Here is an 18,698-nt window from a genome sequence, read left to right on the forward strand (position 1 = left end):
ATCACGAGGCGGCGGGACTGCAATGCATTACCGTGACCGATGTGATCATCGTGAAGGGTGAAGAGACGCGGGCCGACAAGCGGATGTGCCGCCGCCCGCCTGCTGCGCGCTATGCGCTTATCGCATGAGGTTTCCGCAGGTACTTGTGGGCGGCTTGATCGCCCTGGCGATGCTCACCGGGGCCAAGGATCCCGATAATCCGACCTGTCCGGCGGAGCCCAATTGGGGGCCATCGACCGCAATGACGCTGACCCCCGCGGTCAAGAAAGGAGTTCGCGTACTCCTGGCCGAAGGCGTCATCGATGCATCGCTGCCCGAACGACTCCGCCAGGTTCTCGACGCAGACGAATCGATTGGCGAAATCTGGCTCCGCTCGAGCGGGGGTAACGCGGCGGCGGGGAACGAGGCGGGCAAGGTGATCCGTTCCTTCCCGGGTATGCTCACCCGCATCCCATCAGGGTGGACCTGCTTTTCCGCCTGCAATTTCGTATTCATGGGCGGAGACCGGCGGGTGGTGGAACCCGGCGGTGAATTCATGGTCCACATGTTCACCTACACCAACCAGCGCGACGTGATCCAGCAAGCGAACAAGGAAGGCACCACCAGCACGGTGCGCCTCATCGCCGATATCGAGCAGGCGAGCGCCCAGCTGGCGAGCGACGACAATGATTTCCTGATCCGCATGGGCATCAGCCGCAAGCTCCTGACCGAGATCATGTACCGGCAGCAGGCTGTGGAGTCCGAAGAAGATCCGACCACGCGCTACTGCCTCGATCAGGAAGAAGTGCGTCGCTACAACGTCATGCCGGAAGAAAGACCCGGCTAAACCCTCCACCGGCCTTGATCGCGAGCCCCTTGCGCTCTTCCGCGCCGTTCATTAGGGCGAAAGCCAACCGTGAAACCCCCAGAATTCGAGAGGGACTAAAATGAGCGATACTGCCGACCGCGTGCAGAAGATTGTGGTCGAACACCTCGGCGTCGAGACCGACAAGGTCACTCAGGACGCGAGCTTCATCGATGATCTCGGTGCAGACAGCCTCGACATCGTCGAGTTGGTCATGGCCTTCGAGGAAGAGTTCGGCGTGGAGATCCCCGACGATGCGGCTGAGAAGATCACCACCGTCGGCGACGCGACCAAGTACATCGAAGAGCACAAGGGCTAAGGCTCGCGCTTTTCAGAACCCGCACTATATGCGGGTACGGACAGGCCCGACCCGATAGCGGGCCGGGCCTGTTGCCTTATCTGCGGAGAATTGCATGCGTCGTGTGGTTGTAACCGGTCTTGGACTCGTCACCCCTTTGGGTGCGGACGTGGAGACTACCTGGGCGAACCTGATCGCTGGAAAGAGCGGGGCGGGGCAGATTACCCGTTTCGACACATCCGACCAGAAGTGCACCATCGCCTGCGAGGTGAAGCCGAAGGATCACGAATGGGGCTTCGACCCCGAGAAGCGCGTGGACTTCAAGGTCCAGCGCCAGGTCGATCCCTTCATCGTCTATGGCATCGATGCTGCCGGCCAGGCGCTGGAAGATGCCGGCCTGCTCGACATGGATGACGACCTCAAGATGCGCACCGGCTGCTCGATCGGTTCGGGTATTGGCGGGCTGCCAGGCATCGAAAGCGAATCGATCGTGCTGCACGAACGCGGTCCTGGTCGCGTTTCGCCGCACTTCGTCCATGGGCGCCTGATCAACCTGATCAGCGGCCAGGTCTCGATCAAATACGGCCTGATGGGTCCGAACCACGCGGTGGTGACGGCCTGCTCGACCGGCGCGCATTCGATCGGTGATGCGGCGCGCATGATCAAGGACGGCGATGCCGACATCATGCTGGCGGGCGGTTCGGAAAGCACGATCAACCCGCTCGGCGTGGCTGGCTTCGCGCAGGCCAAGGCGCTCAACATGAGCATGAACGACCGCCCGACCGAGGCGAGCCGCCCCTATGACAAGGGCCGCGACGGCTTCGTCATGGGCGAGGGTGCCGGCGTGGTGGTGCTCGAGGAATACGAGCATGCCAAGGCGCGCGGTGCGAAGATATATGCCGAAGTCGTGGGCTATGGCCTTTCGGGCGACGCCTACCACGTCACCGCACCGCATCCGGAGGGCAAGGGCGCCGAGCTTTCCATGCGTATGGCATTGCGCAAATCAGGCCTCGAGCCGGGTGAAATCGATTACGTCAATGCCCACGGCACCTCGACCATGGCCGATACGATCGAGCTGGGCGCGGTCAAGCGCGTGCTTGGCGATGACCTCAGCGGCGCATCGATGAGCTCGACCAAGTCGGCAATCGGCCACTTGCTGGGCGGTGCAGGTGCAGTGGAAACGATCTTCTGCATCCTCGCGATCCGCGACCAGGTCGTCCCGCCGACGCTCAATCTCGACGACCCCGACGAGGGGACCGAGGGCGTCGACCTGGTACCCAAGGTGGCGAAGAAGCGCGAAGTGCGCGCGGCGCTCAACAACAGCTTCGGCTTCGGCGGAACCAACGCATCGCTGATCGTCAAGAAGGTCGATTGAGGTGAAGCGCACGGGCGCGCTGGGTTTCGGCGCGATTACCGCGCTCGCGGCGCTCATCGGGGCGATCTGGTTCCTTTCGGGCTGGTGGGGCACGTCCGGTGTCGAAGAGGACACGAGCTTCATCGTGCCCTCCGGTGCGTCGCTGTCGGCAGTGGCGGGCAAGCTGGAGGATGAGGGGCTGATCGCCTCGGCCGACGGTTTCTTGCTGCGGGCCAAGCTGCTCGGCTCTTCCGATCCGATCAAGGCGGGGGAATTCCTGCTCCCTGCGGGCGCCAGCCCGTCGACCATCCTCGGCACCTTCCAGCACGGCGATGTCGTGCGTCGCTTTGTGACGATTCCCGAAGGTCTTCCTTCGATCATGGTGTACGAGCGGCTGATGGCCGAAGACCTGCTGACCGGGGAAATCCCTATACCGGCAGAGGGTTCGGTGCTGCCCGACACCTATGATTTCGAACGCGGCGAAACGCGTGCACAGGTTCTCGCGCGGATGCAGGCCGCGATGCAGAACTATCTCGCCGAAGCCTGGCCCAAGCGCGCGCCGGGTATCGCCGTCGACAATATCAAGGACGCGGTCACGCTCGCTTCGATCGTCGAGAAGGAAACCGGCGTTTCGCGCGAGCGGCGCATGGTCGCAGGGCTCTATTCCAACCGCCTGAAGGACGGGATGCTGCTGCAGGCCGATCCGACGATCATTTACCCGATCACGCGGGGCAAGCCGCTTGGTCGCCGCATCAAGCAGTCGGAGATCGCCGCGATCAACGACTACAACACCTATTCGATGGTCGGTCTGCCCAAAGGGCCAATCACCAATCCGGGCCGCGAATCGATCGCGGCAGTGCTCAACCCGGCGAAGACCGAGGCGCGCTACATGGTTGCCGATGGCAGCGGCGGGCACGCCTTTGCCCAGACGCTGGACGAGCATAATCGCAACGTCGCCAAGTGGTTCGAGATTCGCCGCCGGCGCGGAGAGATGTGAGCACGGTTGATGCCCCGCTGATCCTAACGGCGCAGTTGCCGCAGGAGATTCACGCCCGCTACACTGCGTTGCGCTGGGCGCATTTTCCGCCGGAGCGCAACTTCCTCGAGGCGCATGTTACGCTGTTCCACGCGCTTCCTGCGATGAGCCAGGAAGAAATTGTCCGCTGGTGCCGCCGCCTTGCGAGCGAATATGCCGAGGTACCTGCAAAGGTCATCGGCCTGATGTCCTTGGGGCAGGGCACCGCGATCCGCCTAGAGAGTCCCGCCATGCTGCGCCTGCGCGACCGGTTGGCAGATGCGTTCCATGGGCTGCTCACGGCGCAGGACCAGCACCGACCGCGTCTACACGTGACGATCCAGAACAAGGTCACGTCGGCAGAGGCGAAGGTGCTCCAGGCGCAACTAGACGGTGTAATTCAGCCCCACGCCTTCACGTTTCGGGGGCTCGCGCTTCACCGCTACCTGGGTGGGCCATGGGAGCCGCTCAAGACATTTGCCTTTCGCGGGCGCGCGGAGGCATAAGGGTTCGGAATTCCAGCCTTTGGGGAAGGGAGTGGAGGTTCTGGACGTGCTTGGAAACAGCCTGGCATATGCTGCAGCACTGCTGCTGATCGGCGCGGTTGCCATGACGACGGTGCGGCGGATGCGGTTGCTTGCGGCGGGGGCAGGTCTGCTTGCCCTGGCGCACCTGTGGATCAATCAGGCCTCGGTCGGTGCCATTGGCCTCGCGCTGGTGTTCGTACTGGTCAATCTCGTGCAACTCCTGGCCATGTGGCGGAGGTCCCGAAGTGGCGCCATGCTGGCGGAAGAGCGTGCGCTGTTCGACCACCTCCTCGGTGCGGCCGCAGCGCGCCATGAAGGGCGCTTGCGCGACCTGATGCAATGGCGGCAGGTCCCGGCGGGCGAGGTACTGATGCGCGAGGGAGAAGCAAATCCGCCACTGGTCTACGTGGCCTCGGGTCAGGTGTCGGTCGAAGCAAGCGGCATCGAGGTCGGCGTTTGTGGTGAAGGCGACTTCCTTGGCGAAATGAGCCTGGTATCGGGCCACACGGCCTCTGCTACTGTGATTGTTGTCGAAGCGGCGCGGATTGCCCGTTTCGATCGCGACGCGCTCGCGCAATACGCCCGCGCAGTGCCCGAAGTCGGCACGGCCTTCACCAACGCGATGAACCGCGGCCTTGCTGCCAAGGTGGAACGGATGAACGAAGCCGCCACGCGTTCGCGGGACTAATTGTCCCGCGGTGCCAATTGAGCGGTTGACCGCCTCACACATGCGCCCTAAATGCGCCGCCTGCCGAGCGGGCTGATGCCCCGGCAGGGCCTTTCGGGGCGGAGTAGCTCAGGTGGTTAGAGCAGCGGAATCATAATCCGCGTGTCGGGGGTTCGAGTCCCTCCTCCGCTACCATTCAAGTCATTTATCGCTTTGTTTTCAAAGGATAAAATGACTTTTCCGAAGAATCGAAACCACGTTCGTTCCCACATTTTGTGTTGGTCGGAATGGGCTGTTATGCCCCTCTCTGGGATCGTCTCGCGGCCCCCGCTGACGTTGCTGCTGTTTCCCCTTCTTGACTGCTTTGACGAATCTTGACGGTGCATCGCACTGGCTGTTGCGACGTTGCAGCGGTCTTCCGGCAAGCGTCAATGGCATCGCGGTTGTCGCGCTGAATGTCAGCGGCCTGTACCAATGCTTGCCATGCCTCAGGGCTGTCGCTTTGCATCAGCCGTGCGCCTGCATCCCAGCGTGAGACTGCGCCCACCATCCGCGCTGCCATGCGCTCGGGCCAGTACCAGCTTTCCGGCATGGCACGGGCAATGGTGCCGGGAAGGAAGGACCATAGCAGGATACCCGCCAGCAAAGCTCCGCCTGCTACCTGGTAGAGCTGCTGACGCTGCTCGACGGCGATGCGCGCATGGGCCGTGACGCTGCGCATTTCCTGAGCGGCGTGGCTCAAGTCGCTCCGGGCCTGAGTGATCCTGTCCTGATCGCTGCGCCGCGCTGCCTCGGCTGCGGCGGCAATCCGATTGCCGATGCTGTCAGGGGTTATCTGCATCGCCGGATGACCAGCCATGCTCTTCAGGCTCCCGTCAATCGCGCCCATCCGCTTGGCCATGTCGGTCAGGGTCGCGCCGTAGTCGGGAATGACAATGTCTGCACGCTCGGCGGCAAGGTGCTGCACCGCCCGGCGCATCAGGGCCAGTTCGCCCTCAAGGCGAGCAAACGCCTCGGCGGCGGGATCGGTTACGGTATCAGAGGTGAGTGGGTCGGGGTCGGGATCGGGTTCCGGCTCCGGCTCAAGGTCCAGCGTCAGTTCTACGTCATCCGTGACGGTATCCATTACGCTTCTCCTACAGGCCCATGCCGATTGAGCGGCTCCGCTCCATCGTGATGGAGGCGGCAAGGTCGCGGGCCAGATCGCGACCGAGTTCTGTCTTGATGCCAAGCTCGCGGGTGCGACCGCGCAGCAGGGATTCGACCTGCGCGTCGCGCTCCAGCCCCTTCGCCATGTCCGTCATGCGATTGGTGAGCCTCTGCGCGCCCTTGCTGTCGCCATCGCGCTGCATGGCCTGGCGCGCCTGCCCAAGCCGCTGCCAGTCGCTGACAAAGCGGTCTGCGCGCTGCGCGGGATCGATGCGGATTTCGGCTTCAAGCTGCATGGCGCGCATTGCGCCCTGGCTGCGGCCATCGGCAGCCTCGCGCGCCAGACCCGGCTGGCGCTGCAAGGCGCTGGCGAGGTCGGCTGTGCCATGGGGCCGGATCGCGTTGAGCGCCTTTCCAGCCTTCTCCAGCGCGCCGCGCTGATGTGGCAGCACCGGCAATCCCTGTTCGCGCATTTGTCCGATATCGGCGGCGGCGCGAGCGTAGCGTTCGACGGCCCGGCGCTGATCGGAAAGACCAACCTGTTCGGTGGGCAGCGCTTGGAGCCGGTTCGCCTGCGGACGGAATCCGGCGAAGATGGACTTCGCTCTCTCCGGCAATTGCCGGGCGATTTCCACGATACGCTCGCCGAAAGTGATGCCGCGCCGTTCGGCAAACTGTTGCTCAGGCTTGTAGTCGCTCGCCATGTCCTTGCCGCGCTCACGGCTCAGCGTGCGGACAAGTTTCGACTGATCGGCGAAGTCGTCGCGGCCATAATGCAGCGCAAGGCCGTCACGGTGGCGTGACATCGCCACATAGGCACCATGGCTGTCCATGCCCGGCGTCGCCAGCACATGGGCGCGGTCCACAGTCATGCCCTGCGCCTTGTGGATCGTCGCGGCGTAGCCGTGATCGATATGCACATAGTCCTTGGTGTGGAAAGCAACGCTGCGGCCATCGTCGGTGCGCACGGCCATGCGTTGCGGCGTCACCTGTTCGACAGTGCCGAGAGTGCCGTTTTTGACGCTTAGGCCCCGCTCGTTGCGCAGGAACATGATACGGTCGCCGCTGGCGAACTGGCGCTCGCCGCGCTCGGCTCGGATGGTCACATCGATACCCAGATCGCCACTTTCGCGCAGCTTTCCGCGCGCCGCGTCATTGAGTTCGCGCACCTCGTCATTGGTGTGAGTGAGGATGATCCGCGTATCGTCGGGGCTGGCCTGCCGGTCGCGATCCCAGCGCTCGATCAGCTCGCCGCGTGCCGCTTCCCTCGTCTCAGCAACATGGACCATGCCCCGTTCGCCATAGTCCTGAATGGCAAGACCGGTGCGCCCGGTGGCAAGGTGCCGGGTGGCGTCCTGCTGCCAGCCATCATGCTGGCGGCGCACCTCGCTGATTTCTACGCCGCCGTGCCGTTCATGGATCGACCGGAACGCTGCTCCAGCTTCGATGGCCTGGAGCTGCTGCGGGTCGCCAACCAGGACAACTTTCGCGCCGGCATCGGCGGCATGGGAGAGGACGCGCTCCATCTGGCGCGTGCCGACCATGCCTGCCTCGTCGATGACCAGCACATCGCGCGCGGTGAGCAATTCGCGGCCCTGGGCCCATTGATGTTCAAGGCTGGCAATGGTCCGAGAGGCAATGCCTGAACCGTGCTCCAATCCCTCGGCGGCAATGCCGGACAGCGCCGCACCGCGAACGGTGTAGCCCGCGCTCTCCCATGCCTCGCGCGCCACGCCCAGCATCGCGCTCTTGCCGGTTCCGGCATAGCCGACGACAACATTGAGGCCGCGCTCATCGGTCACATGCTCGAACGCGGTGCGTTGCTCGCCGGACAGCATCAAGCCGCGTTGCGCTGCCCGCGCCAGCGCTCCTTCCCGGCCTTTCTGATCGACGCCAGTCCGCTCGCGCTCCGCCATCAATTCCGACGCGCGGCCAAGCCGCTGCTCAGTCTCGATCATCTGCCGGGATGTGAACCGCTCCTCGCCGCGTCCGTCCTTGCCCAGTGCGACAAGGTCGGATGATCCGCGAACCGCGCTCATGGCAGCGTCGAATTGCTCTTTCCCGTCGCTATGCCGATGCACGAACATGGCAAGGTCGCGGTTCGTGAAGGTGGCCTGGCTGTGCGTGATCGCGTCGAGCGCGACGGCGGGGTTGGCGATGATCCGCATCCCGTTGCGCTGGGCGACAGCGCGGTGTTCCTCGATCCGCTCTGCCTCCAGCCCGCGTTCGCCCATGCGCGAAGCGGCGGGGCCGATCTTGTCCTGCGGCTCCAGCGCAATGCCCTGCGCCTCCAGGCTGCGGTGATCGATCCGCGCATCGATATCCAGTTCGACAAGGCGCTGGTTGACATGCTCGGCCCAGCGCTCGCGCCATTGCTCAACCAGTTCGGCCTTGTTCCACTCTCGCACCTTCGAGCCGAAGCCATCTTTGCCGACTTCGCGCATGGTGAGCATGACATGCGCGTGCGGCTTGGGCTGGCCATCCGCACCAATGTCCCAATGCACATTGAGGTCGGCGATCATGCCCTTTTCGACGAACTCGGCCTCGGCAAACTCCCGCGCCAGTTCAATGCCCTGTTCCTTGGTCAGCTCGCGCGGAATCGCGAATTCGACCTCGCGGGCAAGCTGCGCGTCCTTGCGCTTCTCGGCGGCTTCGACAGCATTCCAGAGCTTTTCGCGGTCGGCAAATTCCTCCGGTGCGCCTTCCGGCAACAGCACTTCGGAATGGACGACGCCGTCCTTGTTGGTGAAGTCATGGTCGCGGTCGAGCCGTTCGTCATGCAGCCGCTCGGCTCCGCGATAGGCCGCTGCCGCCACCGCGCTGCGCCCGCTCGACCGGCTGATGACTTTGACGGAGAGGTGGAAGATCGCCATGACGGCAATCCATCTACGCCATGAGCGCCACGTCGGCACGACGTATAAGCGCGCCCTCCCATGATAAAATCCTGCTCGGGACTATCCGGTATCAGGCCGTCTCGACGACTCTACAGCATTGGGAGAGCATCGATATTATCATCAGCGCATCACCTCTCAATGGAGAACTTCGATGCGCAAACCCCGTGACTTTGATTCGGAACTGAAGGCACTCGCCGACAAGGCGAAGCAACTGAAGGAACGCCGCGTGCAGCAGCTCGGCGAACTGGTGATCGCCACCGGGGCCGATGCGACTGATGCGGAAACGCTGGCCGGTGCGTTGCTCGTTATCGCGGAAACCAGCGAAGCCCAGAGGAAGGAGGCGTGGCGCAAGCGCGGCGCTGCCTTCTTTCAGAACAAGGCGCGCAAGCGTGGCGAAGGAACTCAAGGCCAGCCGGATGGCACTCTCCCGCCTGAAGGCGGCGCGGCATCGGCTTGAGGCAGCAGAGGCGCGAACCGACATGCGCGAATGGCAGGTCAAGCGGCGCGAACGCACGCGGCAACTGATCGAACTGGGCGGCCTGGTCGTGAAGGCCGGACTGGTCGAACTTACCGACGATGATCGCGCCACGCTCTATGGCGCGTTCCTCACCATCGCGGCCAAGCTGCGGGGCGAGCAGCGGGAACGGGCGTTGGTGCTCTGGAAAAGGAAAGGAAAGCGGGCTTTCGAAGGCGAGATTGTAAGATAGGCGACTGGCGATTGCTTCGCCACAGAACAACCAATTGGGCAACGGGAGCTGAATGGTTCCTAGCCATGGATGGTCGGAGATCACCCAGCGCAGCAGGACAGTCTGGTCAAATCCTTGTCGAACGTCTGCGAAGCCAATTTGAGACCCTCAACCGTGGTCAAATAAGGAAAAATGGTTCCGCCTAGCTCACGTGTGGTCATGCCGTATTTGATCGCCAGCACCAGCGTCTGGATCGAGTCGGCGCCCTCTGGGGCCATGATCTGGCCGCCGAGCAGCCGATCGCTCGCCTTGTCGGCCACCAGCTTGATGAGGCCGCGCGTGTCGCGTGCCGCCAACGCGCGAGGGACGGCGTCGAGCGGCAGGAGCGAGGTCTTGACCTTGATGCCACGTGCATGTGCCGCCGCTTCGGTGAGGCCGACGCTGGCGACCTGCGGATCGGTGAACACTACCGCAGGCATGGCGGCATTGTCATAGCGTTCGGCGTTGCCACCCACCGCATTGCGCGCGGCAAGCTTTGCGCCATAAGCGGCCATATAAACGAACTGATCGCGGCCGGTGACATCGCCTGCAGCGTAAATGCCCCGGACCGAGGTTTCGAGATGGTCGTCAACCACGATGCCGCCGCGTGCATCAAGCGTGACACCGTGCGCTTCCAGCCCCATCCCGTCCGAATTGGGCCGCCGCCCGGTGGCGACGAGCACCTGCTCGGCAACGAGAGTCTGGACCGCCGCGACGGTGTCGCAATGGCCATCACCATCACAAGACAAGCTTTCGCAGGTCAGTTCGATCCTGCCTTCGACGTAAGCGATGCGCTGATAGCCGATACCTGCGCAAATCCGGATGCCTTCGGCCTCAAGATAGGATTGCAGTGCCGTGCTGACTTCGGGGTCCAGTTCGGGAAGCAGGCGGCTGCGGCAGCAGATCGTGACCTTCACGCCAAGGCGGGCGAACATCTGCCCCAATTCGAGCCCGATCACCCCGCCACCAATCACCAGCAGTGATTGGGGCAGGACTTCGAGCGCGAGCGCGGCGGTGCTGTCAAGGAAAGGCACATTCTCCATTCCCGGTATCGACGGGACAGCAGCACGCGCGCCGGTTGCCAGGATCACCTTGCCCGCCTGCATCGGAACGTCCTCGACCATGAGCGCACCATCGGCAAAGCGCGCCTTGCCCTCGACATAGTGGACGCCGTCATAAGCGGGCAGGAGGTCGATATATTTCTTCTGGCGCAATTCGCTGACCAGCGAATCCTTCGACGCTGCCAGCGCGGCCCAATCATTCAGTTGCACCGAGCCATCGAGGCCGGGAAAGCGCCCCGAGGCGCGCGCGCCATGCACCGCCTCGGCGGCGCGGATCAGCGTTTTGGAGGGAACGCAGCCTACGTTGACACAAGTGCCGCCAATCGTGCCGTGGCCGATCAAGGCAACCTTTGCGCCAAGTTCGGCGGCAGTGATCGCGGCCGAAAAGCCCGCCGAACCGGCGCCGACAACGGCCACATCGAACCCGTCCCGCTCCGAGCGGTTGCAACAATCTGCCATGAGAAGCCTCTTTCAGCGCTGGATCGCGCGCGCCGGATAACCCGCATTGGTGGACGCAGCGGCAATCGCCGTTACCGTGGTGCGCGAAGGGTCAAAAGTCGCCCGCGCGGTCTTGGCGGCAAAATCGACGCTCACTTCGCTCACGCCTGCAACACCTTTCATCGCCTTCCGGACCGTAATCGGACAGGTGGCGCAGGTCATATTTTCGATGGCGAAGGTCGCTTGCCGCTCTGCCGCTGCCACCTGCGCTGATCGGCCATCAGGGGAGGAAGTTCCAAGTGCAAGGGCGACACCGCCGCCGCCAATTGCCAGCACGGCCAGGCCGATCAACATCATTTTCTTCATGGGTCGTTTCCTTTTTCAGTAAAACCAGGGTGCCCACCAATCGATGGTGAGCGCGAGGATGACGATTGCAAGGCCGAGCCACAGAACGATCTTGGTGTTCCGCGCCGATGCTGGACGGGCACAATAGGTGCCGTCTTCGCAGGGTGGTTTCGGTTTGAAATAGACATGCCAGAAGCCGTAGCCGAGCAAGGCAAGCGTCGCCGCTCCGACATAGGGCTTATAGGGTTCGAGCGCGGTCAGATTGGCGATCCACGCGCCGGAAATGCCCAAACTCACCAGCAGGAGCGGCACCACGCAGCACGCCGAAGCAAGCCCGGCACCGATCAGAGCCGCTGTCGCGAGCAGGCCAGTCCGTTCCGACTTTGGAGGTTGCTGGACGTGGGAGTGTCTTTGTTCCGGCGTCGAAGCCACGGCAAAAGTCCTTTCTTCCGGTTTCATGATTCGCAGTGTAAGCTCTGTAGCAACTACAGGCTCAAGGACTTTTTTATGAACGCTCAAGGCGGCATTTTGCGGGCAGAGCTTGCCCGGAAAACCGGCTGCAATCTCGAAACCATCCGCTATTACGAGAAGGTCGGATTGCTCCCGCCACCACCGCGTAGCGCAAATGGTTACAGGGTCTATTCGCCCGAACTGGTGCGACGTTTGCGGTTCATTTTGCGCGCGCGCGATCTCGGTTTCACATTGGACGAAATTCGCTCGTTGCTTGCCCTGACCGATACCGGCACACAGACCTGCGCCGAAGTGATGGCGAGAACTGGCGAACATATTGCTGACGTTCGTGCAAAAATTGCCGACCTGCAAAAGATTGAGGCTACATTGGCGGCGACGCTCGATAAGTGTTCTGGCGACGACGTGCCGGAGTGCCCCGTTTTGGAAGCCATGTGTGCCGACCAAGACTAACTTGGCATCTCTCGCAGTGTCGCAACCATGGAATATGGGAATTGAAGGCACGTGGTGCCAGCAAGGCTAATTAATGCGGAATACCGAACTTCAGTCAGTCGCTTGGCTCAACCGCTGTCTGGAGACCTCGGCCACGTGCTTCGACTGCTGCCTTAGCCAGGAAATCCTCGATGGCGGCAACGGAGTGCTGACGACATAGGTTGAGGGCTTCGACTTCCGTGAGGCAGTCGATCCCGTAGCCGAATTGGCTTTGCCAGAGGTCGTCAAGTGCTTGGCCATGCCGTTGCCATAGCACAATTCGGGTTGCGTGCTGCAATGAAATTATGCGTGCATCCCGGCTCTCGGTCAGGGTCGTGATCGCGATGACCTCTCCGCCCCGTGCCTCGACGTAGCCGCGCAGGTTGGCGAGAGTGCCGCCTAGGCCGACGTGGTCGTCCACGAGCACATAGTTTGCGCCAGGTTGGACCTGCCCTTCAAACGTCGCAGGGGTGACCAACCGCTGGAATGCCGGAGCACGGGTGTGGCCGACTTTGTTCGTCTGAACAATTTCACCGGCGATCACCGGAAAACCAAGCCTGCTCCCCATGACCTGAGCCATAGCATCCGGGATTGCGTTGAAACCGGTCAATTCGTCCGCGACTACCGGCAGAAGCAGGGTGGGGCGGCCCCCAACAAGTGCCTGGATGTGAGCCAACCCGTCAGGCGAGAGGAGGTCCGCAGCCAGCATCAGGCCTGCGTCTGCATCACCGCTCTTTGCCACTGCGTATCCTGGGTGGCTGTCACGCGTGCGGACGTCTGTGTGGATGACCACATCGGGAAAGTTGGCAGGCCAAGGAAGCCGGGTAGGAAATTCGTCATTCATAGGCTCAACATGCCTAGAGGCTATCTGAAAGGCCAGCATTGGATCGTGCACCAGCGTGAACCGCAAGGCAAAGGATGATTCGTGCGCAAGCATCGCTAGTTGTGGCGCAAATATCCGCCACTTGTGCGCAGATTTAGCGGCATGACGCCGCGTTTGCTCGGATCACGTCACAAAAAATTCCGCCTTAAGGTGCCCCATGTTTGCGTCCGCCGTCGTCTCTACTCTTCCGTATTCGTGCCTATCCTTCCGCAAGTTATCCTATCCGCATCTACGAAGACCGGATCAGGGACTGCGAATTTTGTTGCGCTGGATGCCTCATAGCGAGAATTTTGGATCAGGGGGCACCAGTAACTGCCAATGAATGGAAGCAAGTCCCATGTCCAACCCTGACAAGATCATCCGCCTCAAGACCGTTCTCGCCCGCACCGGCCTGTCCCGCTCCACCATGTATCGCAAAATCGCAGAGGGGACTTTCCCGTCTCAGGTTAAGATCAGCGTTCATGGCGCGGGCTGGCGGGAATCCGCCGTGAACCGCTGGATCGATGATCCGGTGTCGTATCGGAATGAGAGCGCGGCGCTGTGACAGCGCCGCCTTCGGTCGAGCCGATCTGTGTAAAGGTCAATGACGCTGCGCGCATGATCGGCGTCGGTCGCACCAAGCTTTACGAACTGATTGCATCGGGCGAGATTCAGGTCATCAAGCTCGGCAAATCGACCCGTATCACGACTGCCAGTCTGCACGAGCTGGTCATGCGGCAGCGCGAGCCGAATTAGGCTCGGCTGCCGACGTATTCGCCGCTGGTGTGCGATTGCTCAGATAATCCGCCCATTGCTTCATCAGGCTGCGGCGCTTCTCGAAGAAATCGGTTCGGCGGTAGGCGGCTTCGACCTTGTTAGGCAGCTTGTGGGCGAGGGCTTTGTCGGCGACCTCCTTGGGGAAGTCGGTGCATTCGGCGGCCCAGTCCGTGAAGGTGGAGCGGAAGCCGTGCACTGTGATGCTGGCGAAACCATCGTCGCGCAGCAGCTTGGTCATGGTCATATCGCTGATCGGCTTCTTGCCACCGTTGGAAAAGACCAAGCCCGTATCGCTGGTCCGCTCGTTCCAGCGTTTGCGCAGCACTGCCACAACCGGTGCCGAAAGCGGCACGACGTGGGTTTCGCCTGCCTTCATCCGCTCGGCAGGAATGGTCCATACCGCGTTTTCAAGATCGAACTCGGTCCATACCGCAAGGCGCGTCTCGTTGGACCGCACGGCGTTGTAGATCGTGAAGCGCAAGGCGTCGCGTCCGGTCGTCGGGGAGGCGCTGGCAAGCTTCTGCATCAGCGCCGGAACGTCGGCATAGGGCATGGCCTCCATGTGCCCGCGTTTGTCGTTCTGACGCGGCAAGCCCTTGCGCACCGAACGCAACGAAACCTCTTCCGGCACCCAGCCTTTCACATGCGCGAAATCGAGCACTACGCCGATGCGCTGGAGCAAGCGCCGCGCTGTTTCCGGTATCTCCAGCCATATCGGGGAAAGCGCCTCGACGACACAGGCGCTGTCCACCTTGTCGACCGGCTTTTTGCCGATGCGCGGAAAGAGGTGTCGCTCGAAACCGGACAACCATCGGGCATGATGGCCATCCTTCCAACCGTCGCCTAGGGTTTCATGGCATGTGCGGGTTGCCGCCTCGAAGGTCGGTATGACCTTGCGCGCCTTTCGCCGCTCGGCGACAGGATCGAAGCCGTCACGAACCAGGCGGCGCAATTCTGCTGCCGCTGTTCTGGCGTCGGCCAGCGACACATCATGCGCCGATCCCAGCCCGTAGTCGCGGCGGTGGCCTTTCAACTGCATGCGTAACACCCAGGTGCGTGCGCCGCTGGGCTTTACGACGAGGCACAATCCCCTGCCATCGACATGGCGACCGGGCTTCGCGTTCTTCACTTTCAATACTGTCAGCGCCATCAGGTTCGAGTCCCTGTTAGGGATTCATACCGCCAAAAACGGGGGTATTTGGTCCCACAATCGTTCCCACATTTCAGCGAGATTTCAGGCGATTCAGGGCGACCGACCGCGAACACGTTACAAGATAAATCGCTGATTTTACAGAGTAGTTGGAGACGCTCTGAAATTTCCTGAGACAAAAGTTATAGCGCCTCCTCCGCTACCAATCTCACGGCACGAGAACCGCGGCTCCTTGCAACAGGCCTTGGCGCAAGTCCGACAATGCCCGATCCGCTTCCACCAGAGAATATTGCGTAGTTTGGGTGCGTATGGCTGCCATGCGGTCTGCCGTCAGGAACTGGGTTCCATCTTCGCGAGTGAGGTTTGCCACGGACTCTATTCTTCGTTCGCCCCATAGGTCGGCATATGGGAAGGAGGGAATGTCAGTCATGTGTATTCCGGCACAGATAATCCGGCCACCCTTGCGGACCGCCTTGAGTGCCTTGGGAACGAGTGCGCCTGCAGGGGCAAAGATGATCGCTGCGTCGAGTTCCACTCCGGGGCTCTCCCCGCTTGAGCCGGCCCAGTTGCAGCCAAGCTCTCGGGCGAACTCCTGCGAGGCGCTATCGCCTTCCCGTGTGAAGGCGAAGACCTGGCGACCGTCTGTCAGAGCTATCTGCGCAAGGATATGCGCCGCGGCGCCGAAGCCATAGAGCCCAAGCCGTTTGCCATCTCCCGCCATGCGATAGGCGCGCCAGCCGATCAGTCCGGCACACAGCAGCGGTGCGGCTTCGCAGTCCCCTATGCTGTTCGGCAGAGGAAAACAGAACCGTGCGTCAGCAATCGTGTGGGTGGCATAACCGCCATCCCGGGTCGCGCCGGTGAAGAGCGGAGTGTCGCACAGATTCTCTTTGCCTGCACTGCAATAGGCACATGTCCCACACGTGCGACCGAGCCAAGGAACGCCGACCCGTGTGCCAGCGGAGATGTCGGTAACACCTTTACCTAGCTCAATCACATCGCCGATGATTTCGTGACCTGGCACGACTGGGTAATTGGCGGGAATGTCGCCATCGACAACGTGCAAGTCAGTTCGGCAAACGCCACAAGCGCGCACCTTCACAAGCACTTCGCCAGGGCCAGGTCGCGGAATGCTGCGTTTCTCGCGACGGAGGCGAGCTCCAGGTCGGTCGCTGACCATCGCCCAGCAGGCATCGCTATTGGTAATCGCCAAAGGGCCGTCTCTCCTTTCGCCGTGACGCGAAGATCATATCATAATCCGGGTGCCGGGGTTTCCGGTCCTCCCTCCGCTAGGAAACTACGGTACCCATTGGTTCGTTGGTGCCATCGCCAGACGAACAAGATCGCTATATGAAAAACTGTTAGTCACGGCTCGGGAAGATGCTGCCTCGCCAAGCCCCATCCCGAGATCGACCTTCCTTTGCTTCGTTCGATCAAGAGTTCGGCATCGTCGATCGTAAAGGCACTGGAGGAAACGATCTCATTCATTTCATCCCAGGCGACTGGCGTAGCGACTGGTGCACCTTCCCTTGCGCGGGCCGAGTAGGGCAGAATGGCGGTGTTGCCACGTTGGTTGCGGAACCAGTCGATGAATATCCTGCCCCTGCGTTCGGCTTTGCTCATCGTCGCGGTGAAACGATTTGGGTCAGCGAGGCTTAGTGACCTGGCAAGTCCGCCTGCAAAGTCCCGTTGCGTTTCCCAGTCGTGACCGCGCGCCAGCGGCACGACGATGTGCAGGCCTGTCCCGCCGGTAAGCTGGGCGAAGCTCTCCAACCCAATGTCTGACAGGCGATCGCGGATTACTAGCGCAGCCTCCTTCACATCTTCGAAGCTCAAGCCTTCGCCGGGATCGAGGTCGAAAACCATGCGGTCCGGAGACTCCACCGCATTGATACGCGAGCCCCACCCGTGGAATTCGATAGTACCCATCTGCACGCATTGCAGCAGGCCACGCGCATCCTCTATGTATAGATAGTCGGCCATCCCACCGTCTTTCTCACGGATAGCCACATGCTTCACTGCATCGCCAAGACCGCCACTATCGTGCCTCTGGTAGAAACACTTCTCCGCCCGGCCTTGAGGACAGCGGACGAGGCTGATGGGGCGCAGCGCGGCGAAGGGCAGCATGATCGGGGCGACAGCTTCATAATAATCGGCAAGCGCGCCCTTGGTCTGCCCGCCGATTGGGAAGATTATGCGGTCTCGGTTCGAGATTTCCACGCCATTGCTTTCCTCTCGAGGGAGGGAGCCGCCTTTTGGCGTCATTGACCTTCTCTCGCTCGGTTGGCGGTTGCCAGCAATTGCACTACTTCTGAGTCGCTGGTCTGGCCGAAATCCAGGTAATGCGCCCCAACGGCATAGAATGGCTCGGGCGCGAGTAAGCAGACAATCTCGTCACACAAGCTTTGCAACGCCAGAAGCGCGGACCGGGGCGCGACGGGAACGGCCAGGATGATCCTGGACGCTGCGGACTTTCTCAAGGCCTGCAATGCAACTTTGACGGTCCCGCCGGTGGCGATCCCATCATCGACTAGAATAACATTGCGACCGGTCGGAGAAATCGGTGGAGCGGTCCTGTACGCCGCGCGTCGACGCTCGAGCTCCCTGAGTTGGTGTTCGACTTCACGATTGATGTAGTCCGCGTCGGCACCCACCATCCGCGCCACTGCCTCGTCGATTACGACTTGGGGGTTGGAACCATCGACCAGGGCGCCGATCCCATACTCTTCATGTCCCGGGGCACCGATCTTGCGCACCAGCAGGATATCGAGCGGGGCATTAAGGCGGCGTGCAACCTCGAATGCTACAGGGACACCGCCACGGGGAAGTGCCAGGACTAGCGGGTCTTCGATATCAAGCCTTGCTACAGCCTCAGCCAGAGCATGACCGGCGCTTCTGCGATTGGCGAAACGATTGGCCGTGTCCGTCATCGGGTGTTCTCCCGCAGGTGCGCCAGAAACCAGGAACTGGCGAGATCGACAACCTGATCCAGAGTTCCAGCTTCCTCGAACAAGTGGCCGGCCCCGGGGACGATCGTGAGTTCATGAGGGCATGACATTTCTGCCGCCGCCGCCCGGTTCAGGTCGATAACGGGTCCGTCCCGGCTTCCCACAATCAGGAGCGTCGGCGCCGCGAGCCGAGCCAGGGCATCGCGCCCTGCAAGATCGGGCCGCCCGCCGCGCGAGACGATTGCGAAAATGCGCGGATCACCAACGGCCGCGCGAATGGCTGCGCCGCCGCCAGTGCTTGCTCCAAAGTATGCAGGCCGCAATTGCGCGGTTTCGCCGTAGGCTGCCGCCCAGTCGGCCGCAAACCTCAGGCGAGCGGCCAGCAAATCGATGTCGAAGACATTCCGGCGATCCTGCTCTTCGGCAGGTGTCAGGAGATCAAGCAACAGCGTTGCCAGGCCGGCTTCTCGAAGGCGGCCGGCAACATGGTTGTTGCGAGGGCTCATCCGTCCGCTGCCGCTGCCGTGGGCGAAGATGACTATGCCCTGTGCACGCGCCGGTACGCCGAGAAACGCTCGTAGCATCAAGCCTCTCCCGGTCAGGATCGCTTCGCGGTAACCTTGAGGAGGCAACGGCATGCTCACAGTCCGAACGGCCAAGTTTCGGGCGCGCCATGCGGTCGCTCAGGCCCGAGTGGAGTGACCG

General features: G+C 62.1%; 22 protein-coding genes and 1 tRNA gene. 12 read left to right on the plus strand and 11 right to left on the minus strand.

Going from position 1 to position 18,698, the window contains the following annotated elements; genetic code table 11:
* Window positions 1-124 precede the first annotated feature (124 nt).
* From AAFM29_RS12970 to AAFM29_RS13000, 7 genes are all read left to right on the plus strand, one after another.
* Window positions 125-826, plus strand: coding sequence for a hypothetical protein (locus AAFM29_RS12970; protein ID WP_341713212.1), 702 nt, complete (start codon window positions 125-127; stop codon window positions 824-826).
* Between the two features lie 100 nt (window positions 827-926).
* Complete coding sequence (locus AAFM29_RS12975; RefSeq protein WP_173213999.1) at window positions 927-1,163, plus strand: acyl carrier protein; 237 nt, start codon at window positions 927-929, stop codon at window positions 1,161-1,163.
* 94 nt (window positions 1,164-1,257) lie between these two features.
* On the plus strand, window positions 1,258-2,517 hold the full coding sequence (gene fabF, locus AAFM29_RS12980) for a beta-ketoacyl-ACP synthase II (RefSeq protein WP_341713213.1): 1,260 nt from the start codon (window positions 1,258-1,260) through the stop codon (window positions 2,515-2,517).
* A 1-nt stretch (window position 2,518) separates the two neighbouring features.
* A complete protein-coding gene (mltG, locus tag AAFM29_RS12985) occupies window positions 2,519-3,493 on the plus strand; it encodes an endolytic transglycosylase MltG (RefSeq protein ID WP_371830747.1) in 975 nt (324 codons plus the stop codon).
* Window positions 3,490-4,017, plus strand: coding sequence for a 2'-5' RNA ligase family protein (locus AAFM29_RS12990; protein WP_341713214.1), 528 nt, complete (start codon window positions 3,490-3,492; stop codon window positions 4,015-4,017). Before mltG ends, AAFM29_RS12990 begins: the two co-directional genes overlap by 4 nt.
* A gap of 31 nt (window positions 4,018-4,048) precedes the next feature.
* Window positions 4,049-4,726: a cyclic nucleotide-binding domain-containing protein gene (locus tag AAFM29_RS12995; RefSeq protein ID WP_341713215.1), complete on the plus strand. Its 678-nt coding sequence runs from the start codon at window positions 4,049-4,051 to the stop codon at window positions 4,724-4,726.
* Window positions 4,727-4,823: 97 nt separating this feature from the next.
* Window positions 4,824-4,900 (plus strand) — tRNA-Met (locus tag AAFM29_RS13000).
* A 100-nt stretch (window positions 4,901-5,000) separates the two neighbouring features.
* Here the strand turns inward: AAFM29_RS13000 and AAFM29_RS13005 are convergent.
* Together AAFM29_RS13005 and traA are read right to left on the minus strand one after the other, a co-directional pair.
* The gene (locus tag AAFM29_RS13005) at window positions 5,001-5,831 is read right to left on the minus strand and encodes a DUF6118 family protein (protein WP_341713216.1); all 831 of its coding nucleotides are present in this window, start codon (window positions 5,829-5,831) and stop codon (window positions 5,001-5,003) included.
* A 10-nt stretch (window positions 5,832-5,841) separates the two neighbouring features.
* Entirely contained in the window at window positions 5,842-8,727 is a 2,886-nt protein-coding gene (gene traA / locus AAFM29_RS13010; protein WP_341713217.1) for a Ti-type conjugative transfer relaxase TraA, read from the minus strand.
* A gap of 172 nt (window positions 8,728-8,899) precedes the next feature.
* On the opposite strand from traA, the gene AAFM29_RS13015 reads away from it, so the two are divergent.
* Both AAFM29_RS13015 and AAFM29_RS13020 read left to right on the plus strand, forming a co-directional pair.
* The gene (locus tag AAFM29_RS13015) at window positions 8,900-9,205 is read left to right on the plus strand and encodes a conjugal transfer protein TraD (protein WP_341713218.1); all 306 of its coding nucleotides are present in this window, start codon (window positions 8,900-8,902) and stop codon (window positions 9,203-9,205) included.
* Window positions 9,206-9,227: 22 nt separating this feature from the next.
* Window positions 9,228-9,455 (plus strand): conjugal transfer protein TraD, encoded by a 228-nt coding sequence (locus AAFM29_RS13020; RefSeq protein WP_341713234.1) that lies wholly within the window; start codon window positions 9,228-9,230, stop codon window positions 9,453-9,455.
* Between the two features lie 80 nt (window positions 9,456-9,535).
* On the opposite strand, the gene merA is transcribed toward AAFM29_RS13020, so the two are convergent.
* From merA to AAFM29_RS13035, 3 genes are read right to left on the minus strand one after another with little or no spacing between them, the layout of a single operon-like run.
* Entirely contained in the window at window positions 9,536-10,993 is a 1,458-nt protein-coding gene (gene merA, locus AAFM29_RS13025) for a mercury(II) reductase (protein WP_341713219.1), read from the minus strand.
* Window positions 10,994-11,005: 12 nt separating this feature from the next.
* Entirely contained in the window at window positions 11,006-11,338 is a 333-nt protein-coding gene (locus AAFM29_RS13030) for a cation transporter (RefSeq protein WP_341713220.1), read from the minus strand.
* Window positions 11,339-11,353: 15 nt separating this feature from the next.
* Window positions 11,354-11,749 carry a mercuric transporter MerT family protein gene (locus AAFM29_RS13035; protein WP_341713221.1) on the minus strand — a complete coding sequence of 132 codons (396 nt, stop codon included), beginning with the start codon at window positions 11,747-11,749 and terminating at the stop codon, window positions 11,354-11,356.
* A 75-nt stretch (window positions 11,750-11,824) separates the two neighbouring features.
* Here AAFM29_RS13035 and AAFM29_RS13040 point away from each other — a divergent pair, with 75 nt between their 5' ends.
* Entirely contained in the window at window positions 11,825-12,238 is a 414-nt protein-coding gene (locus AAFM29_RS13040) for a helix-turn-helix domain-containing protein (protein ID WP_341713222.1), read from the plus strand.
* A gap of 94 nt (window positions 12,239-12,332) precedes the next feature.
* Here AAFM29_RS13040 and AAFM29_RS13045 read toward each other — a convergent pair whose 3' ends face one another.
* Complete coding sequence (locus AAFM29_RS13045; RefSeq protein ID WP_341713223.1) at window positions 12,333-13,100, minus strand: hypothetical protein; 768 nt, start codon at window positions 13,098-13,100, stop codon at window positions 12,333-12,335.
* A 376-nt stretch (window positions 13,101-13,476) separates the two neighbouring features.
* Here AAFM29_RS13045 and AAFM29_RS13050 point away from each other — a divergent pair, with 376 nt between their 5' ends.
* Together AAFM29_RS13050 and AAFM29_RS13055 are read left to right on the plus strand one after the other, a co-directional pair.
* Window positions 13,477-13,683: an AlpA family transcriptional regulator gene (locus tag AAFM29_RS13050; protein WP_147160732.1), complete on the plus strand. Its 207-nt coding sequence runs from the start codon at window positions 13,477-13,479 to the stop codon at window positions 13,681-13,683.
* Window positions 13,680-13,874, plus strand: a complete 195-nt coding sequence (locus tag AAFM29_RS13055) for a helix-turn-helix domain-containing protein (RefSeq protein WP_341713224.1) — start codon at window positions 13,680-13,682, stop codon at window positions 13,872-13,874. Before AAFM29_RS13050 ends, AAFM29_RS13055 begins: the two co-directional genes overlap by 4 nt.
* Here the strand turns inward: AAFM29_RS13055 and AAFM29_RS13060 are convergent.
* From AAFM29_RS13060 to AAFM29_RS13080, 5 genes are all read right to left on the minus strand, one after another.
* Complete coding sequence (locus tag AAFM29_RS13060; protein ID WP_341713225.1) at window positions 13,849-15,045, minus strand: integrase arm-type DNA-binding domain-containing protein; 1,197 nt, start codon at window positions 15,043-15,045, stop codon at window positions 13,849-13,851. The two genes, AAFM29_RS13055 and AAFM29_RS13060, sit on opposite strands and share 26 nt — an antisense overlap.
* A gap of 208 nt (window positions 15,046-15,253) precedes the next feature.
* Complete coding sequence (locus AAFM29_RS13065) at window positions 15,254-16,225, minus strand: zinc-dependent alcohol dehydrogenase family protein (RefSeq protein ID WP_341713235.1); 972 nt, start codon at window positions 16,223-16,225, stop codon at window positions 15,254-15,256.
* 185 nt (window positions 16,226-16,410) lie between these two features.
* Complete coding sequence (ligD, locus tag AAFM29_RS13070; RefSeq protein ID WP_341713226.1) at window positions 16,411-17,265, minus strand: non-homologous end-joining DNA ligase; 855 nt, start codon at window positions 17,263-17,265, stop codon at window positions 16,411-16,413.
* Window positions 17,266-17,306: 41 nt separating this feature from the next.
* Window positions 17,307-17,975 carry a phosphoribosyltransferase gene (locus tag AAFM29_RS13075; protein WP_341713227.1) on the minus strand — a complete coding sequence of 223 codons (669 nt, stop codon included), beginning with the start codon at window positions 17,973-17,975 and terminating at the stop codon, window positions 17,307-17,309.
* A complete protein-coding gene (locus AAFM29_RS13080; RefSeq protein ID WP_341713228.1) occupies window positions 17,972-18,577 on the minus strand; it encodes an alpha/beta family hydrolase in 606 nt (201 codons plus the stop codon). Before AAFM29_RS13080 ends, AAFM29_RS13075 begins: the two co-directional genes overlap by 4 nt.
* Window positions 18,578-18,698: the final 121 nt, after the last annotated feature.

The organism is Erythrobacter sp. (assembly GCF_038133525.1).
In the GTDB taxonomy this organism is placed as follows: Bacteria; Pseudomonadota; Alphaproteobacteria; order Sphingomonadales; family Sphingomonadaceae; genus Qipengyuania.

Bases quoted from the DNA above. Each gene is read 5' to 3' on its own strand.
- AAFM29_RS12970 (WP_341713212.1), top strand. From the start codon at position 125: ATGAGGTTTCCGCAGGTACTTGTGGGCGGCTTGATCGCCCTGGCGATG.
- AAFM29_RS12975 (WP_173213999.1), top strand. From the start codon at position 927: ATGAGCGATACTGCCGACCGCGTGCAGAAGATTGTGGTCGAACACCTC.
- fabF (WP_341713213.1), top strand. From the start codon at position 1,258: ATGCGTCGTGTGGTTGTAACCGGTCTTGGACTCGTCACCCCTTTGGGT.
- AAFM29_RS13005 (WP_341713216.1), bottom strand. From the start codon at position 5,831: ATGGATACCGTCACGGATGACGTAGAACTGACGCTGGACCTTGAGCCG.
- traA (WP_341713217.1), bottom strand. From the start codon at position 8,727: ATGGCGATCTTCCACCTCTCCGTCAAAGTCATCAGCCGGTCGAGCGGG.
- AAFM29_RS13015 (WP_341713218.1), top strand. From the start codon at position 8,900: ATGCGCAAACCCCGTGACTTTGATTCGGAACTGAAGGCACTCGCCGAC.
- AAFM29_RS13020 (WP_341713234.1), top strand. From the start codon at position 9,228: ATGCGCGAATGGCAGGTCAAGCGGCGCGAACGCACGCGGCAACTGATC.
- merA (WP_341713219.1), bottom strand. From the start codon at position 10,993: ATGGCAGATTGTTGCAACCGCTCGGAGCGGGACGGGTTCGATGTGGCC.
- AAFM29_RS13030 (WP_341713220.1), bottom strand. From the start codon at position 11,338: ATGAAGAAAATGATGTTGATCGGCCTGGCCGTGCTGGCAATTGGCGGC.
- AAFM29_RS13040 (WP_341713222.1), top strand. From the start codon at position 11,825: ATGAACGCTCAAGGCGGCATTTTGCGGGCAGAGCTTGCCCGGAAAACC.
- AAFM29_RS13045 (WP_341713223.1), bottom strand. From the start codon at position 13,100: ATGAATGACGAATTTCCTACCCGGCTTCCTTGGCCTGCCAACTTTCCC.
- AAFM29_RS13050 (WP_147160732.1), top strand. From the start codon at position 13,477: ATGTCCAACCCTGACAAGATCATCCGCCTCAAGACCGTTCTCGCCCGC.
- AAFM29_RS13060 (WP_341713225.1), bottom strand. From the start codon at position 15,045: ATGGCGCTGACAGTATTGAAAGTGAAGAACGCGAAGCCCGGTCGCCAT.
- AAFM29_RS13065 (WP_341713235.1), bottom strand. From the start codon at position 16,225: ATGGTCAGCGACCGACCTGGAGCTCGCCTCCGTCGCGAGAAACGCAGC.
- AAFM29_RS13075 (WP_341713227.1), bottom strand. From the start codon at position 17,975: ATGACGGACACGGCCAATCGTTTCGCCAATCGCAGAAGCGCCGGTCAT.
- AAFM29_RS13080 (WP_341713228.1), bottom strand. From the start codon at position 18,577: ATGCTACGAGCGTTTCTCGGCGTACCGGCGCGTGCACAGGGCATAGTC.